Source organism: Microthrixaceae bacterium, assembly GCA_016702505.1.
Taxonomy (GTDB): domain Bacteria; phylum Actinomycetota; class Acidimicrobiia; order Acidimicrobiales; family Iamiaceae; genus Aquihabitans.
The window spans coordinates 86943-103763 of the sequence record JADJDU010000009.1 but is presented as its reverse complement, the minus strand read 5'-3'; the positions used below and the strand labels follow the sequence as shown (position 1 = coordinate 103763).

At 68.4% G+C, this 16821-nt stretch carries 14 protein-coding genes and 1 tRNA gene; 9 read left to right on the top strand and 6 right to left on the bottom strand.

Features of this window, described 5'->3' with window-relative positions; all coding sequences use genetic code 11:
• Positions 1-14: 14 nt before the first annotated feature.
• A complete protein-coding gene (locus tag IPG97_10260; GenBank protein MBK6856905.1) occupies positions 15-3128 on the top strand; it encodes a UPF0182 family protein in 3114 nt (1037 codons plus the stop codon).
• An 87-nt stretch (positions 3129-3215) separates the two neighbouring features.
• Here IPG97_10260 and IPG97_10255 read toward each other — a convergent pair whose 3' ends face one another.
• A complete protein-coding gene (locus tag IPG97_10255; GenBank protein MBK6856904.1) occupies positions 3216-4319 on the bottom strand; it encodes a Zn-dependent alcohol dehydrogenase in 1104 nt (367 codons plus the stop codon).
• Between the two features lie 135 nt (positions 4320-4454).
• Between IPG97_10255 and IPG97_10250 the strand changes: the two genes are divergently transcribed.
• The 4 genes from IPG97_10250 to IPG97_10235 all read left to right on the top strand — a co-directional run bounded on the left by IPG97_10250 (position 4455) and on the right by IPG97_10235 (position 6979).
• Positions 4455-4531: transfer RNA gene (locus IPG97_10250), tRNA-Met, on the top strand.
• A gap of 379 nt (positions 4532-4910) precedes the next feature.
• Entirely contained in the window at positions 4911-6206 is a 1296-nt protein-coding gene (locus IPG97_10245; GenBank protein ID MBK6856903.1) for a site-specific integrase, read from the top strand.
• A complete protein-coding gene (locus IPG97_10240) occupies positions 6199-6594 on the top strand; it encodes a hypothetical protein (protein MBK6856902.1) in 396 nt (131 codons plus the stop codon). The genes IPG97_10245 and IPG97_10240 overlap by 8 nt, the downstream gene beginning before the upstream one ends.
• A gap of 94 nt (positions 6595-6688) precedes the next feature.
• The gene (locus tag IPG97_10235; GenBank protein ID MBK6856901.1) at positions 6689-6979 is read left to right on the top strand and encodes a hypothetical protein; all 291 of its coding nucleotides are present in this window, start codon (positions 6689-6691) and stop codon (positions 6977-6979) included.
• Between the two features lie 9 nt (positions 6980-6988).
• On the opposite strand, the gene IPG97_10230 is transcribed toward IPG97_10235, so the two are convergent.
• The 5 genes from IPG97_10230 to IPG97_10210 form a co-directional block, all read right to left on the bottom strand.
• The gene (locus tag IPG97_10230) at positions 6989-7303 is read right to left on the bottom strand and encodes a winged helix-turn-helix transcriptional regulator (protein MBK6856900.1); all 315 of its coding nucleotides are present in this window, start codon (positions 7301-7303) and stop codon (positions 6989-6991) included.
• Between the two features lie 64 nt (positions 7304-7367).
• Positions 7368-8075, bottom strand: coding sequence for a hypothetical protein (locus tag IPG97_10225; GenBank protein MBK6856899.1), 708 nt, complete (start codon positions 8073-8075; stop codon positions 7368-7370).
• Between the two features lie 5 nt (positions 8076-8080).
• Entirely contained in the window at positions 8081-8314 is a 234-nt protein-coding gene (locus IPG97_10220) for a helix-turn-helix domain-containing protein (protein MBK6856898.1), read from the bottom strand.
• Between the two features lie 77 nt (positions 8315-8391).
• Positions 8392-11673 (bottom strand): relaxase domain-containing protein, encoded by a 3282-nt coding sequence (locus IPG97_10215; GenBank protein ID MBK6856897.1) that lies wholly within the window; start codon positions 11671-11673, stop codon positions 8392-8394.
• A 139-nt stretch (positions 11674-11812) separates the two neighbouring features.
• Positions 11813-12358, bottom strand: coding sequence for a hypothetical protein (locus tag IPG97_10210; protein ID MBK6856896.1), 546 nt, complete (start codon positions 12356-12358; stop codon positions 11813-11815).
• Positions 12359-12613: 255 nt separating this feature from the next.
• On the opposite strand from IPG97_10210, the gene IPG97_10205 reads away from it, so the two are divergent.
• From IPG97_10205 to IPG97_10190, 4 genes are all read left to right on the top strand, one after another.
• Positions 12614-14242, top strand: coding sequence for an ABC-F family ATP-binding cassette domain-containing protein (locus IPG97_10205; protein MBK6856895.1), 1629 nt, complete (start codon positions 12614-12616; stop codon positions 14240-14242).
• 139 nt (positions 14243-14381) lie between these two features.
• The gene (locus tag IPG97_10200; protein MBK6856894.1) at positions 14382-15080 is read left to right on the top strand and encodes a sigma-70 family RNA polymerase sigma factor; all 699 of its coding nucleotides are present in this window, start codon (positions 14382-14384) and stop codon (positions 15078-15080) included.
• A 236-nt stretch (positions 15081-15316) separates the two neighbouring features.
• A complete protein-coding gene (locus IPG97_10195; GenBank protein MBK6856893.1) occupies positions 15317-15967 on the top strand; it encodes a hypothetical protein in 651 nt (216 codons plus the stop codon).
• A complete protein-coding gene (locus IPG97_10190) occupies positions 15949-16821 on the top strand; it encodes a hypothetical protein (protein MBK6856892.1) in 873 nt (290 codons plus the stop codon). Before IPG97_10195 ends, IPG97_10190 begins: the two co-directional genes overlap by 19 nt.

The following is a 16821-nucleotide window of genomic DNA, read 5'->3' as shown; positions in this document are numbered from 1 at the left end:
TAGGATCTGCGGCCGTGCCCGGAGACCCCGACCAGCCCGACCGGCCCGAACCGCGACGTCGACATCGGGATTCGTTGGCGGCCCGTCGACGGCGGGCAGCGCGACGCCGGACGGCACTGTTCGTGGTGCCTTCGATCGTGCTGGTCCTGTTGGTGTCGCTGCGGGGGATAGCCGCGTTCTACACCGACAAGTTGTGGTTCGAGTCGCTCGGCCTGGAGACGGTGTGGGGTACGGCCCTCGGCACCCGGATCTCGTTGGGGCTGCTGGGTGCAGGGGTGTTCTTCGGCCTGTGCTGGGCCAACATGGTGATCGCCGAGCGACTGGGACCCGTGTTCAGGCCGGTCGCTCCCGCCGATGACCTGATCGAGCGATACCACGACCTGGTGGGTTCACGAACGACTCATGTCCGCCTGGCCTTGGCGGTGATGTTGTCGGTGGTGTTCGGGGCCAGCCTGGCCGCCAACTGGAACGAGTGGCTGCTGTTTCGGAACCGGGTCGACTTCGGCCAGAGCGACGCCACCTTCGGTGTCGACGTCGCCTTCTACATGTTCCAGCTTCCGTTCATCACCGCGGCGCTGTCCTGGTTCTTCTCGGTTCTGATCGTGGTCTTGTTCACGTCGTTGTTGGTGCACATCGTCAACGGCGGCATCCGGCTGCACGTCCCCACCGATCGCAGCTCCCCCCAGGTGAAGGCCCACGTGTCGGTCCTGTTGGCCATGTTGGCTCTGACCCAGGCCATGCGCTACTGGGTGGGCCGCTACCAGCTCACGTTCTCCACTCGGGGAACGGTGGATGGGGCCACCTACACCGCGTCGAACGTGGAACTGCGTTCCACCTACCTGCTGGTGATGATCGCCTTGTTCGCCTGTGGTCTGCTCATCGCCAACATCTGGCGACGAGGCTGGACGTTGCCGGTGATGGCGGTGGGCCTGTGGATGTTCGTGGCGGCCGTGGCTGGTGGGATTGTGCCTGCGTTCGTGCAGCGGTTCCGGGTCGAGCCTTCGGAGTCGTCGATGGAGGCGCCCTACCTGCGCCACAACATCGACGCCACCCGGATGGCCTATGGCCTGGACGTGCAGACCGAGACCTTCAAGTGGGACGGGAAGCTCGACGCTGCCACCCTCGGAGAGGAGGTGGAGACCCTCCAGAATGTTCGGCTGTGGGACCCGGCCATCATCAAGTCGAGCTTCGAACGGCAACAGCAGCTCAAGGGCTTTTATGAGATCAACGACGTCGACGTCGACCGCTACGAGGTGGATGGTCGTACCACACCGGTGATGGTGTCGGCTCGGGACCTCGACACCGCTGGCGTTCAGCAGTCGTCGTGGGAGGCCACGCACTTGGCCTTCACCCACGGCTACGGGGTGGTGGCGGCCAAGGCCAACGACCGCACAACCAGCGGCGACCCCGACCTGGTGGTGAGCGACATACCGGTGTCGACCACCGGCGGCATGCCCGAGGTGGAGGAGCCCGGCATCTACTTCGGTGAGGACAAGACCGGTTACGTCATCGTCGACACCGACCGCAGTGAGATCGACTACCAAGACGCCGCCAACCAGTCTGTCACCACCACCTACCGCGGTAATGACGGGGTGCGGGTCGGAGACGGTTTGGCCGGTTTCGTGCGCCGGGCCGCGTTCGCCCTGCGCTTCGGCGACGTAAACCCGTTGGTGTCGGGCAATATCGGCGCCGATTCCAGGGTGTTGATCGAACGGGACATCTCCGGACGGTTGCAGGCGGTGGCCCCGTTCCTGGCCTATGACCACGACCCCTACGTGGTGGTGACCGACGGGTCGGTGAAGTACGTGGTCGACGCCTACACCACGTCGTCGCACTTCCCCAACGCACAGCGGGCCGATACCGGTGGGCTCGGCGCCACCAGCGGCCTCCGGGGCCGATCCTTCAACTACGTGCGCAACTCGGTGAAGGCCGTGGTGGACGCCTATGACGGCACCATCACCTTGTACGTGGTCGACGACACTGACCCCCTCATCAAGGCCTATCGCAAGGCCTTCCCCGACCTTTTCACCGACGGCGACCAGGTGCCGGCCGACCTGCGGGGCCACTTCCGCTACCCCGAGGACCTATTCACCGTCCAGACCCAGATGTGGTCCAAGTACCACGTCACCGACGCCGACAGCTTCTACAACGGCAACTCGGAATGGGCGATCCCGCCTGAGCCCGGCGGTAAGCGGGTGAGCGGGGACCAGACCACCGCGGTGGGTGCCGACGGGCAGCCCATCACCAGCGGCAGCCGCTATGAGTCCAAGTACCAGATGCTGAAACTGCCCGGTGACGAGCGGGCATCGTTCGTCCTGCTTCGGCCGTTCGTGGGGGCGTCGCGGGGCGGGGGAGGCCAGAACCTTCTCACCGCATTCATGGTGGCCAGCAGTGACCCCGACTCCTACGGCCAGCTCCGATCGTTCGTAATGCCGGGCGGAAAGCTGCCCGAAGGGCCGATTACCGCGGCCGACAACATCCAGGCCGACGAGGACGTGGCTGCCCAACGCCGCACCCTGTGCCAAGGTCAGTCGACGTGCACGATGGCCACGCCATCGATCGTGCCGATCGGCACCTCGATCCTGTACGTGCAGTCGTTCTTCGTGTCGGGCACCGAACTGGGGGCATCTAAGCTGCAACAGGTGATCGTGAGCTACCAGTCTGCCGAGGAGACCCGCATAGAGGTGGGTGACACCCTGCGGGGGGCGTTGGTGAAGCTGTTCGGTGACGACGTGCCCGAGGCCATCGAGAGCACGCCGCTCACCGATCCGGTGGTGGTGGACCTCGACGACGAAAGCTCAGACCCCTCCCAGGCAGGCGGGACGACGACGACGACCGAGCCAGGAGGCTCCTCGTCCACCACCCCTGGAGCGGGATCCGATGACGATCAACGGCTGGCGTCATTGATCGAGGACCTGGAGGAAGCCTTCGCTGCGGCCGATGCTGCCGCTCGTCGCGGCGACATGGTGGCCCATGCCGAAGCGATCCAGCGGGCCCGAACGATCTCGGCCGCGCTGGCATCCCTGGCCCCGGGTCCGACGGGGGAGGGGGCGAGGGGCGAAGGACCCGTGGCTGGTCCCGGCGACGGCCCAGGTGGTTCAACCACAACGACGACTACCGGAGCCTGACCCGAGACCGACCCGCCAGAGGCGTTGGGTGTTCGGCGTTGGTGCTGGCGCTGCCTCAGAGGTCGATGAACTCAGAGGTCGATGAACTCAGAGGTCGATGACGGTGCGGACCCCGGTGCCGGTGCGAAGGTCATCGAGGGCCAGGTTGATGTCTTCGAGCGGCCGGCGGGCGGTGACCAGAGCGGCCAGGTCGAGACGACCGGCCTGGGCGAGGTCAACCAGGCGGGGGATGTCCCGCAGTGCGTTGGAGCTCCCGAGAAGACAGCCCGTGAGCTTCTTCCCTCCCACGGCGAGCACGGCGGGCAGCGGGTAGGTGAGTGGATCATCTAGGCCGGGGACCCCGACCATCACGGTGGTGCCGCCCTTGCGGGTGGCGTCGAGACCGGTGACCACAAGACTGGATCGGCCGGCGGCATCGAAGGCCCAGTCCACGCCGATGCCATGGGGTGACAGGTCATGGGCGGCAGTGACGAGATCGTCGTCGGCGGGGTCGAGCGCGTGGGTGGCACCAAGGTCGAGGGCCCGCTGACGACGTTCGGCCACCGGATCGCTCACGATGATCTGGGTGGCGCCGGCCAGTCGGGCCCCCTGCACCACGCTCAGGCCGACCCCGCCCAGTCCCATGACCAGAACGCTGTCTCCTTCACTGACCCCGGCGGTGTTGATCACGGCGCCGACTCCGGTCTGGACCCCGCACCCGATGAGACACGCCAGGTCGAGCGGGAAGCCCTCGGGCACCTTCACGGCTCCGGCTTCTTGGATGATGACCTGCTCGGCGAAGGCCGCCACCGCCATGCCTCGGTACACCGTGTCACCGCCCCGGGACAGCCGGGTGCCGCCGTCAGGGTGGGACGCGGTGAGGAGCGCATCTGAGTTGGCGCACAACGACCACTCGCCCCGCACACACCAGGGGCAGGTCCCACACGGGGCGCAAGGGGTGAGGACGACGTGGTCACCCACGACCAGTGACGTGACACCAGGCCCAACGGCTTCGACCACCCCGGCCGCCTCGTGACCGAGGATGATCGGGAGGAGACCGGGGAAGGTGCCGTCCACAATGCTCAGGTCGCTGTGGCAGACACCGCAGTGGACGACTTTCACCGCCACCTCTCCGTGACGCGGTTCTTCGATGTCCACATCGGGGTGAACCACGAGGGGAGCACCAACCTGTTCCAGTATCGCTGCTCGCATTCGGGAAGCACCTCCTGTGCATCAGCCCCACACCGGGCCCGGGCAACCGACCTACGTTGTAGTGCCTGGTGAGGAGCTGCGGATCCCATCCGGGTTGGAGTGGGCTGGTCGACGGCGATAGAGTCAGCTCCACGCCGCGGGGTGGAGCAGTCTGGTAGCTCGTCGGGCTCATAACCCGAAGGTCGCAGGTTCAAATCCTGCCCCCGCCACCAACTTCGGTTCGAAAGCCCAGGTCGTTGACCTGGGCTTTCGCCGTGTTCGGGGTGTTCCTCCGGGTTGCCGAGGTGTTCCCCCGGCAGTTCCCCCGGGCCTGACTTCTACACCGATTTCTACACCGCGGGTTGGGACGCGTTGTGACGGGCTGGTCCAGGACGTCACGCAACGGCACGGCCACCTGGCCGCGTCCGATGGCCTTGGCGGTGCCTCGGCGCCTGGTGGGGCAGGCTCGAGCAGTCGACTCTCGACGTTCGGGTTCGCCCTCGGTATGGTGGCCTTTGGCAGCGCCCTATGCCCGTCGGACGTCTCGGGATACGGCCTTGATCCGCTGCGTGGCGTCCCTTTCGTCGGAATCGACTCGAAAGGGACCGCACCATGCGCGGAGGCATCCAGAAGAAGGGCAACTACTACTACGCCGTCGTCTACGACGGCATCGATCCGGGGACCGGCAGGAAGCGCCGGTCCTGGATCCCGGCGGGGACCAGGCGCAGCGACGCCGAGAAGGTTCTCGCCGCGGAGATCAAGCGTCGCCACGACGGCGAACCGATCCCGACCGAGAAGCTCAGCCTCGGTCAGTACCTGGTCGACCGGTGGCTGCCGATCCAGAAGTCGCGGGTGCGGACCAGCACCTACGACGCCTATCGCCGCAACATCGACCTGCACGTGCTGCCGGCGTTGGGTCGTCGCCCGCTCGAGAAGCTGAACGCCGAGGACCTCGACCTGTTCTACGCGACGCTGCTGACCGAAGGCCGCAAGAAGCCGACGGGCACCAAGGGCAAGTCGGCGAAGGCCAAGGTCGGAACCGGCGACGGTCCGACGGGGTTGGCACCCAAGACCGTGCGCAACATCCACATGATGTTGAACAAGGCGATGTCGGATGCGCAGCGCAAGGGCCTCGTGGTGCGCAACGTCGTGCCCCTCGCCGATGCGCCGACGTTGAAGAGCCGCCAGGAGGGCGACATCAAGGCGTGGGAGATCGACCAGCTCCGGACGTTCCTCGACGCTGTCCGCGGCCACCGGCTTCACCCCGCGTTCCACCTCGCGGCCTACACCGGGATGCGTCGTGGTGAGGTACTCGGTCTGCGGTGGTGCGACCTGGACCTGGAGGCGCACCGCCTCTCGGTGCGCCAGGCCCTGGTGTCGGTCGCCTACGACGTCGAGATCTCCGACGTGAAGACCGGAACTGGTCGCCGCACGATCGATCTCGATCGAACGACCGTCGACGTGTTGAAGGCTTGGAAGATCGAGCGCGCCGAGGAGAAGGGTGGCGTCGAGCCCAAGGGTGACGAGCTGGTGTTCGTGAAGCCGGACGGGTCGTGGGTCCACCCGCACTCGTTCAGTCAGGTGCTCGACCGCAAGGTCGCCAAGCTCGACGTGCCCACGATCTCGCTGCACGACCTTCGCCATACCCACGCCACCCTGCTACTCAAGGCGCGTGTGCCCGTGAAGGTGGTCAGCGAGCGGCTCGGTCACGCCAACGTCGCGTTCACCATGGCGGTGTACCAGCACGTCCTGCCGGGGATGCAGGCCGAGGCCGCGTCCACCTTCGAGGACCTCCTCGGCGGCGCCATCAACTGGAACGACTATGTGACCGGCCAGGCGCCCGAGTCGACGGAGCCGTCGGTGCAGACCGACGAGTCCGAGCAGACCGAGGAACCCAGCGATGAGTAGCCGCGACGGCGTGGTGACTGCCTCGGCGATGACGCCTGCCGCGACGGCTGAGGTCGCAGCTGAGGCGCTCCGCACGCTCAACCACCTCACCCTCATGGCACCGTCGTGCCGGACTCCGGGCTGGGAGGATGTGGGCGACATCTACCGGCTGCTCGGGGAGCTCCGCGTCATCGCGGACCGGCTGCCGCAGGTTTGCGATCAGATCGTGTCAGGCCTCCAGCGGCTCGGCGATCGACGTGAGTGGTCCACCGACGATGGCACGACCGTCCACCCCGACGAGGTGGTCAGCATCGCGGTGGAAGAGCTCCAGCTCGCGAGCTGTGTGGCCGAGGACCTCGGCCGGAACGTCCAACGGGCGCATTGCGCCGTCGCTCACCTGTACCAGTAGGACGACGAAGGGGGTCGGGCGCCGATGGGGCGTCCGACCCCCTTGTCGCGTTCACCGGTCCACGTGCTCGTGGGCGACGGAGAAGGATGGTGCGATGAACTATTTCGACGACAACGACGACAGCCCCGCGGCCGACCTATGGGGCGAGCGGGTGAACAGCTACATCGACGGGCAGGAGGGAGTCGAGGCGCTGCGAACTCGTGTCCAGCCGAACCCTCCGTGGCCGGAGGGAGACAACCCCATGCTCGGCTACCTGATTGCCCGGGCGCTGGAGATCGAGGACGAGGACGGCCCCCTGGCCGCGATCACCTGGGTGGCCGTTCACGCCTGGTTCGAGTCGGCCCTTGACACCCGAGCTGATCTCATCCGCCGTCTCGGAGCGTGAGGGGCGCGCTCACGCTGCTCGTCGAGCAGCGGCTATCAAGCTTGCGGCAGTGCTGAGTGCGGCCTCGGCCCTGGCGAGCAGCTCGTCGACGGTTGGCTCGTCTGCCGTCGTCCGGATCACACGAGTCGGGTGCCCTTGCTGGCGCTGGATGAGTCCCTCGCCCTCGAGGATGTCTTGTGCTCCTCGAATGGTGTTGAGCGCGGCGTCATAGTGCGCCTGCAGCGTGGAGATACCCGGGAGGGTCCCGTCCTTGAACTCGCCGGTGGAGATTCGGCGTCGCAGGTCGTCGGCGATTGCCTTGTACTTCGGTTGGATGGCGTCCATGGTCGCCAACTCTATCAGATCCATCTGATAGAGCAACTCATCCTAGAAGTCCTCGGACGCCTGGTCAGGCAACTGCCTTGGACGCCGAGATGAGCACTGCCGTCCAGAGGCGGAAGCGGACGATGTGGAGACGGGTGCGCCAGGCGACTCGGCTGTTCAGCTCGGTCCAGGTGATGGGGACGCCGTCGCCCCGGACGAGGTAGGGATCGCGGTAGCCGAGCTTCCAGAAGGTTCGGACCTCGGCGGTGTCGGCGAGGAACCGGCAGACGGAGTTGGTCTGCTGGTGGTACTTCATCCGGTTGGGCGTGATGTCGTCGCTGCAGATGGTGCAGCTGGCGAAGTGGTCGACGAGCCCGAGCTGCTGCTCGAGGTGGCGGAAGCTCTCGGGTTCGAGCGCCAGGTGGGTCGACCATCCCTGGTCGTGTGCGGCGCGCAGCACGGTCCACCAACGCCGGCCGGTGACGGCGGGCACCGGGGACTCGACGACGACTCCGGCGACGAGCCCGTCGTGGAGGCGCATCCCCGGGCGGGGACTCAGGAGGCGGTCGCCGCTGAAGTCCGGTCGCTGTAGCTGCTCGGGTGGGCAGATCAGGCGGGCGAGGTCGGCTTGGTCGTCGGAGAGGACGGTCTGGGTGACGGGTAGGCGCTGGTCGGTCCAGCGGTGGCCGGGGGCATCGGTCGTGGTGCGGGGCGACGGCTCGGGGGTGGAGCCAGACCTCGCAGCCGTAGGGGCAGCGGGCGGTGAGGTACTCGCAGCGTGAACGCATGGCACGCGTCTCAGGCGACCTGGTCGTCGGGGTCGTGGGTGGTGGCCGACTGGAGGAGTTGGCGCATGGCGGAGCGGGGGACGCGGACGCTGCGCCCGATCTCGATGCAGGGGAGCCCGACGCGTCCGCCGGTGGCGCGCCACTTGCGGGAGAGCGTGTAGGCGGCGTTGCGGCTGATGCGCAGGAGCGCTGCGGCCTCTTCGATTGTGAGGACCTCGTCGTCGATGGGGGTCTCGGTGGTCATGGGGCTGGGCCTCCTGGTGCGTTTCCGTACCTGGGTAAGCCGCGAACAGCCTCGAAAACCGACAACAAATCCGGCGGTCATCGTCCTACCACCTGTCCGGCGGCCGCGGGCTCGATGGGATGGGCGAGTTCCCAGGCGGTGAGCTCGCCGGTGGAGCGGTGGAGCCGGTCGGCGACGGCGACATCCGCGGGTGGTGAGGGGACGCGGGGGAGGGCTTCGCCGTCGAGGGGGTCGGTGGCGGCGGTGAGGTAGAGGTGGTTGGCGTTGCGGCCTCGGGTGATGTCGACGTAGGTCTCGGCGCGGGTGGCGGTGGCGTCGACTCGGCTGGTGGAGACGTCGCGGGTGGAGCCCTGGACGGCGTAGCTGGTGAGCGCGTAGGCGTGGTCGATGCCGACCTCGGTGCGGCCGGCGTTGGTGCGGTGGTGGTCGAAGAAGCTGCGGGGCAACTCGATGGTGCCGATGCCGTCGAAGTCGACGGTGATTCGATCCTCGGCTGGCCGTTTCGGGTAGTGGTAGGTGGCGGTGATGGTACCGAGGGCGCCGTTGCGGACGTAGGCGTGGCGGTCGCCGTCGACGTGGAGGGCCCGATTGGGGGCGCGGGCGGTGACGCGGTCGCCGGTGGCGAAGCTGCGTCCCCCGCTGGCGGGGATCTGGTCGTCGCCGAGTTCGCCGTTCACGGCTCGGAGGAGGTGGGCGAGGCGGTTGAGTTGTCGGCGGGTGGTGTTGCGCCGGTCGACCATGGGGTGGTCGTCGCCGTTGCGGTGGGCGTCCCACCAGCGGCCGAGGATCTGGCGGTACATGGTCAGGTCATCACCGACGACGTGGAGGTGTCCCGCTGCGGCGAGGGCGTCGAACGCAGTGTCGATGTCGCCTCGACGGAGCGCATCGGCGGCGGCTCGGTCGCTGGGGTGTTGGAGCCTGTGGCTGGTGGTCAGTTCGGGGGTGATGTGGGGGTGCCGTTCGCAGAGCACCCGGAACATCCCACCGGCGGCGATCGCTCCGTGTTGGGCGGGGTCTCCGACGAGGCGCACGGCGGCCCCGGTACGGGTGGCCATGTCCATGAGCGTGTCGAGGGCTTGGTCGTGCAGCGTGGAGGCTTCGTCGATGACGAGGATGGTGCGGGCGTCGAGGGGTGGCTGGTCGGGGTCGGTGTGGGCGAGGTACCAGGCGACGGTCTCGCACTCGATCCCGGTGGCCGCCGCGAGGGTGCGGGCGGCTTCGCCCTTCACCGCGGCACCGACGACGCGGTAGCCGGCGGCTCGCCAGGCATCGGCGCAGGCAGCGACGGTGGTGGTCTTGCCGGTGCCAGCCCGGCCGATCGCGGGTTGGAACCGGTGGCCGCTTTGGCACCACGACCGAACCAGGTCGCGCTGTTCACCGGTCAGGTGCGGGTGGCCGGCGAGCGCGGTGGCGAGGTGGTGGTCGGTGACGTGGTGGGTGCCTTCGTGGCGACCGGCCCGGAACCGTGCTGCGATGCGGTTCTGCATCTCGAGCATCGCTCGGGTGGTGAACAGCGGCTCGTCGCCGTCGGTGAGCGCGACCACATGGCCAGACGCGAGGAACCCGTCGGTCAGCTCGAGGACCTGGGTCGCGCCACCGAGGAGTGGTTGGGCGACACCGTCGGGATCGGGGACCCCGACGTTCGCGACCGCGGCGATGGCGTCGGCTCGGGCGAACACCGACCCACCGGCACAGATCCCGTCATCGGCCGCGAGGAGTCGGTAGACGGTCTCTGTCCTATCCCGCTGGCTATCCGCTTGGCTATCCCGTTGGGTATCCGGTTCACGGATGGGTGGGGCGAGCCGGTCGAGATCATCGCTGGTCAGACCGGCTCTTTCGGCGCGTGCCCGCCAGTCGGCGATGAGCTCGTCGGCGGGGGTGTGGTTCTTGGCCGGCCGGGTGCGCAAGACGATGTGTTCGACCTCGCCGGGATGCGCGCCACGGCCGATCTCGGTTTCGAGCTCGGCGAGGGCGTCGTCGATCTCGTTGCGGCGCTTCGAGAACTCCGACACGACGGCCTGGTCGATGCCGTCGATCTCCCATCCGGACTTGCGGCCGGGCCGCCATCGCACATCGAGCTGGCTGGCGAGCTCGTGGCGCATCTCCGCGGTCGCCAACGCGGACGCGGCTTGGGCGTTGCGGTACAGGCAGCGTGACCACAGCGACCGGTGGGAACCGTCGGGAACCTGGACGGTGTTGAGCACGACGTTGTGATGGTGGGGGAACGGGTCCAGTGCCCGTGAGGTGAGGTGTCGGAAAGACGCCACCATCAACCCCTGCGCCGCGACTGGTTGGCCGTCGATGCGCCCCACGGCACGTTCCTCGATCCAGCCGAGCGCCCAGTCGTTGCCGGCCTGGATCGACCCCAGCACCGCCCGTCGGGTCGTGTCGTTGCCAAGCAGGGCCAACACCCCGAGGGACTTCTCGGTGGTGAGCGTCAGGTCGTAGGCGACGCGCACTGCCGGTGGTCGTCGTCGTTCGAGGAACTCGGCCAAGTGCTCACGGGTGACCAACCAGCGGCCCTTCGTGCCCCGATGTGCTTCCAGGTACGCCCGGCGAGGCTGACGACCCGCGGCGACCGACTGGGCGATCTCCACCGGGTGGTCCTCGTGGTAACGGGCAACTCCGCGCAGGTAGCGGTTGGTCACACCGGCGAGGCGGGCTGCGTCGCTGATCGACAGCTGATCCTCGGGGCCACCGAGGGCACGGACCTGCTCGGGTGTCACGCCCTCGTCGCGGGCCTGTTGGCAGCGGGCCAGCTCTTCCTCGCTCACCCATCGGGAACCGTCCTCATCGACCAAAGGGACCAGGTACGCCGCGCCGGGCTCGGTCTCGGCAGCGCCAACCGGATGACCAACGGGATATCCGGTTGAGCCTTGACCGGCCGTCGGCGGGAGTGCCGCGAGCACCAGGCGGGTCCCGGCGTCGAGCATGCGCCCGACCTCGCGATGCGTGACCCCGAGGACCGCGGCAGCGTCCGCGACGTCATAGAGCCGCTCGCCATGAGTGCCGGTCCGCGAGTGTGCCCCGGCACCCAACGTCGGGCGTCGACCGGCCGAGCCCTGCGCGGTGATCAACCGTTCCCCGGTGTGGGGATCACGGCCAGCGAGCACCGACGCGAAGTCATGGCGCTGCACCGGCCCCGCCAGGCCAGTGGTCGCGGCGTAGCGGCCCAGCCACCGACCCGGTTCCTCGCCCTTGTCCGCGTAGTACTGCTCCGCGCCCTCTGTCCCCGATGGAGCGGGGCCGCCCGCCCCGGGGGTCTTGGCGGCGGGCGGGTTCAGGTAGCGGACGATCGAGTCCACGACCCGGGCCGTGTCGGCCCGGCCACCGCCGAGCGGGGTGACGGTGAACTTCACGACGAGCTGCCAACCGGATAGCCAACAGGTTCCCCGAAGGGGAACCTGTCAATGTGTGCGCGCCAGACCTGCCGTTGAGAACCGACGTGGGTTCCCGCGATGACCGGGCTTCCGGGAGAGCCGGGACGGCGCCTGAGGCTCATCGCCCAAGGGCCTGACGCGCTGCTGGTGGGGTGCGGTCGGAATGGGTGGCTCGGTCACGAAACCGATCCAGATCGACCGCCGCGTTGGTGACCTTCGCTCGGTGCTCGGCGACACCGTCGAAGCCCTCGAGGTGAGCCGAGAACAACCGCTCATGGGTGGCCCGGGTCCACTCGGGCACGCGCTCGAGCTGTCGGGCCTGCAATGGTGCGACCTCGAGGAACACGTCGAAGCGGTCCGGTCCGCCACCCCGGCGGACGAGCCCGAACTTGACCATCCGATCGGTGATCGCCATGAGCCGGCTGTTCGGCCCGGTCCCGCCCCCGAGCCCGATCGAGCGGCTCAGCTCGTCCGCGGGCATCTTGGCCGGGACCTCGTGGCGCCACAGCTCGGGCATCCGGCGCAACAGCACCACCGCGCTCGGCCCGACGACAGCAGACCAGCACTGCTCGACGTAGGTGTCCGACAGATCGAAGCCGACCCGGCGAACCTGGCGGTTCGGGTGGTTGACGGGCGTGAACGTGAGGACTCGATCGTGTTCCATGCCCAGGTAAGCCGCGAATCGGACCGAATCCCGCGCTCAAGCTGGATAGCGCCCGCGAACCTGCCCGGTAGGAGCCAGATTCGTTGGTAGCCTGGCTGTCATGTTGCAGTCGATCTTCCTTTGATCCACCAGCCCGGGGACGCGTTGTCGCGTCCGGGTTGATCGGCGAACCCCGACGGAGGGGTCGCTCGTTCGTGGATCGCGTGTGGCCGCGCCGGTTGGCGGTGATGGTCACCCACTGGGAAGGAACTGGTCTTGGTTCGCAACACAGAGGTTCGGGCGCGGTCGCGCGCCCAACTCGGCGCCGCGTCGGTGCACGTGGAACGAGGGGGTCGGCCGGTCCTGGTCGACGTGTCGGTGTCGATTGCCGCGGGCACCCGTCTGGGCGTGGTGGGTGAGAACGGTCGCGGCAAGTCGACGCTGCTGCACGTCCTCGCGGGGACGCTGCGCCCTGACTCGGGGACGGTCAGCCGGATCGGCAGCATCGGCGTCGCTGAGCAGGAACTGGCTGCTGGAGACGCGCGAACCGTCGGTGAGCTGATCGACGTGGAGCTGGCCGATGCTCGCGCCGCGTTGCAGGCCCTCGACGAGGCTGCCGCGGCCAGGTCGAGGGTGCTGACGACGAGTACGCGGCGGCTCGATGCAGCGACGGCGCTCGACGCGTGGGATGCCGACCGACGCGTTGACTTGGCGCTCGACGCGCTCGGCGCGGTGCGCGACCGCAGCCGCGCACTCGCGCAGATGTCGGTCGGGGAGCGCTACCGGGTGCGCCTGGCGTGCCTGCTCGGCGCCCAGCACGACTTCTTGCTCCTCGACGAGCCCACCAACCACCTCGACGAGCACGGCCTCGACTTCTTGACCGCCGCGCTGCGCGACCATCCCGGCGGGGTGGTCCTGGTCAGCCACGACCGGGTGTTGCTCGCCGACGTCGCGACCAAGATCCTCGACCTGGATCCCAGCATCGACGGACGGCCCCGCGTCTACGGCGACGGCTATGAGGGCTACCGGGCCGGTCGTGCGGCGGCGATGGCCCGGTGGGAGCAGGACTACGACCAGCACCTGGCCGAGGAGGCCCGCCTCGCCGACGACCTTTCGGCGGCGCAGAACCGGCTGCGTTCGGGGTGGCGTCCGCCGAAGGGCACCGGCAAGCACCAGCGCGCCACTCGGGCACCGTCTCTGGTGCGGGCGGTGAACCGACGGATCGAGGACCTCGCCGACCACGCCGTATCGAGACCGGTGGCGCCGCTGCGGTTCCACATGCCCGAACTGGCAACGCTGTCCGGCGTGACGCTCGTGCGAGTCGAGGAGGTCGCGGTCGACGGCCGGCTCACGGGTCCGGTCACCGTCGCGCTCGAATCCGGCGACCGTCTCCTGATTACCGGTCCGAACGGGGCCGGCAAGTCCACCCTGCTCGCGGTGCTTGCCGGACAGCTCGAAGCGGACCAGGGCTCGGTGAGGGTCGCGGCGAACGCCCGCATCGGCATCGTCGCCCAGGAGACCCCGTCAGCTGACCGACGCCGAGTCCATGACATCTACGAATCCCGGATGCACCAACTCCGTCACCAGGGAGTTGACGCGACCGTGCCGTTGCGGTCCCTCGGGCTGCTCTCGGCTGCCGACACCGCTCGACCTCTCGCGGAGCTCTCCATGGGCCAGCAACGCCGTCTCGACCTCGCCCTCGCCCTCGCCGGCCGACCCCACGCCCTGCTCCTCGACGAACCCACCAACCACCTGTCGATCGCGCTCGTCGACGAACTCACCGAGGCCCTCGACACCACGGCCGCAGCGGTAGTCGTCGTGACCCACGACCGCCAGCTCCGCCGCGACCTCGGCCACTGGCCAGAACTGGTGATTCCTGGACGAAACGAGGCCCACAAGGCGTGACATCGCGCTGTCTATCCCGTTGGGTATCCGGTTGAAGAATCTCGAGGATTTTTCGCCAACCGGATAGGTAACGGGAGAGCCAACGGGATGGGCCGCGCGGAGCCTCCTGGTGTCCAACCAGCACCAGGAGGTCCTCCCGATGACAACGATCGTGCACGCTCTGAACGAGGAGTGGGCCACGTTGGCCCGCTCTCCGAAGGCTCGTCGAGCGCTGATGCGCTGGACGGCCCGTCACCCCGAGCTGGGCCAAGTCCAGAGCCTGAACGACTTCGTCGACACCCGGGGCAGACGCGACTGGGGGGCCAGCGCGTTGCGGGTGCTCGCCACCGAGGCCCCCGTCGATGAAGTCGCGGCCCGCACGCTGCTCCAGGCGCTGCTGGGCGGCGTCGTCCGCGTGGTCGCCGGGGTGGCGCACGACGAGCCGGACTCGGTGGGTGAGGTCGTGTCGATCGCGTGGAACCGGATCCGCACCTACCCGCCGCAGCGGCCGGGACCGGTGGCGGCGAACGTGGTGCTCGACGTCCGCAAGGAGTTCCTCCGCAACAGGGCCACGATCGAGTGCCCGGTCGAACCCGAGCTGCACAACCGGCGCTTCGGCGCCGATCCCAACCCGACTCCGGAACAGGTCGTCTGCGAGCAGGAGCTGTTCGACGAGCTCCGCAGCGCCCAGGAGCAGGGCATGGTCTCCAGCGCCGCGCTGGCGACGATCATCCGCACCCGCCTCGGCGGTGAGTCGCTGGTCGACGTGGCCGCGGACATGAACATGTCGGCGGACGCGATCTGGCGTCGACGCACCCGCGCCGAGCGCTGCCTGCGCGTCCTGCCGCTGGCGAGCTGATGGGTCCTCGAGCGGGATCGACCCGAGGTCAGGAGACAACTCCGAGACGATCGGGTACCGTCGTTGCTGGTCGACGTCGTGGTCGGCCCGGTCTCGTCTGCCTGACCGATACGGGGCGGACCTCCCACCTCAGCGCCACTCGCTGTCGATCCCTCATGGGTACGGTCCGCCGCCGTCCCGTGTTGGTGGGATGGTCGGCGCTGGGTACGGGTCCCCTCGGACGAGGAGGCACACCCATGCCTTGGTTCGGTCACCCACCCCGACGCGCCGTGATCAGCGCCCTCTGTGTTGCGCTGGTCCTCGCGCTCGCCGGTTGCAGCGATGACGACAGCGATACCGCGGCGTCGTCGACGACCGCCGCAGACAGGACATCGACCACCGCGTCGACGTCCTCGACGTCGCGGGACACCACGACGACCACGACCGAGGCCACACCGGTCACCACTGCTCCGGGTACGACCGCGGAGCAGGAGGTGATCGATCGCTACGTCGGCTACTGGAACGCGCGCTTCAACGCGAACGCTGGGGTCCCGAACCCCGACGATCCGGCGTTGCGCGACTTCGCCACTGGCCGTCAGCTCGATGCGGTGGTTGCCGAGACCCAGTCCAACCTCGACGCGGGTGTCGCGTTCGAGCGAGCCACGGAACCTCACAACATCCAGCGGGTAACAGTGGTGGAGATCGACGGCGACCGTGCCGTGGTCCAGGAGTGCGTGGTCGATGACGGCCTGGTCGTGAGCCGCGACACCGGTGAGGTGGTCGACGACTCGGTCAGCACCCACAACGTCCAGGCCGAGATGCTTCGGGTCGACGGGGTGTGGAAGGTGTCGGAGGCTCGACTCCTCCAGCAGTTCGAGGGGGTGGCCGGATGCGCACTCGCGTCTTGACGGCGTTGCTCCTCGCCGGGGCCTCGGTCCTGCTTGCCACGACACCGGCCGGTGCCGGCAACCGTCCTCCTCCAGGTGGAGGAGGTGGCGCCTACGTCGATGGCGACGGCGACCCGACGGCCACCGCAGGCGACGGCACCGCGAACCCCGGTGGTGGCGGCTCGGGTGGCGGTGGAGGAGGAGGAGGAGGGGAAGGTCCGCCGTGTGAGTGGCACGTCGTCATCGAGGACGACTTCCAGATGGGCATCTACGACGTCGACACCCTCCAGACCCAGCACTCGGCGACGGGACGCTGGCTCGAGTACTGGTGCGAGGGCACCGGCGCAGTGGCTGTCGACGGCTACTTCATCATCCCCGAGGGTGGTCTGGTCGACCCGGTCGCTCTGGCTCAGCAGGCGTTGCAGTCCGTGGAGATCGCGCCGCCTGCGATCCGCACGAGCCCAGAAGAGAGCGGACGGCTGTACGTGCAGATCCCGACCTGGTTGTGGATCGACTCGTCGTGGTGGCAGCCCTACACCGCCACCGCGCAGGCGGGCCGGGTGTGGTCGACGGTGACCGCTCGACCGGTGTCGGTCACCTGGGGCACCGGTGATGGTGGCAGCGAAGTGTGCCGTGGCCCCGGCGTCGCCTGGTCGCCCGGCGTCGACGAGGACGCCAGCAACTGCACCCACACCTACCGCCGGTCGTCAGCCTCGGCCGACGGCGGCACCTTCGACCTCTCGGCCACGGTCCGCCTCGAGATCACCTGGACCTCGAATGCGCCGTTCGGTGGGACCCTCCCGGCGATCACCCGCACCTCAACCCTCGATGTCGAGGTGGGAGAGATCCAAGCGATCGGCACGAGAGGCGACTGA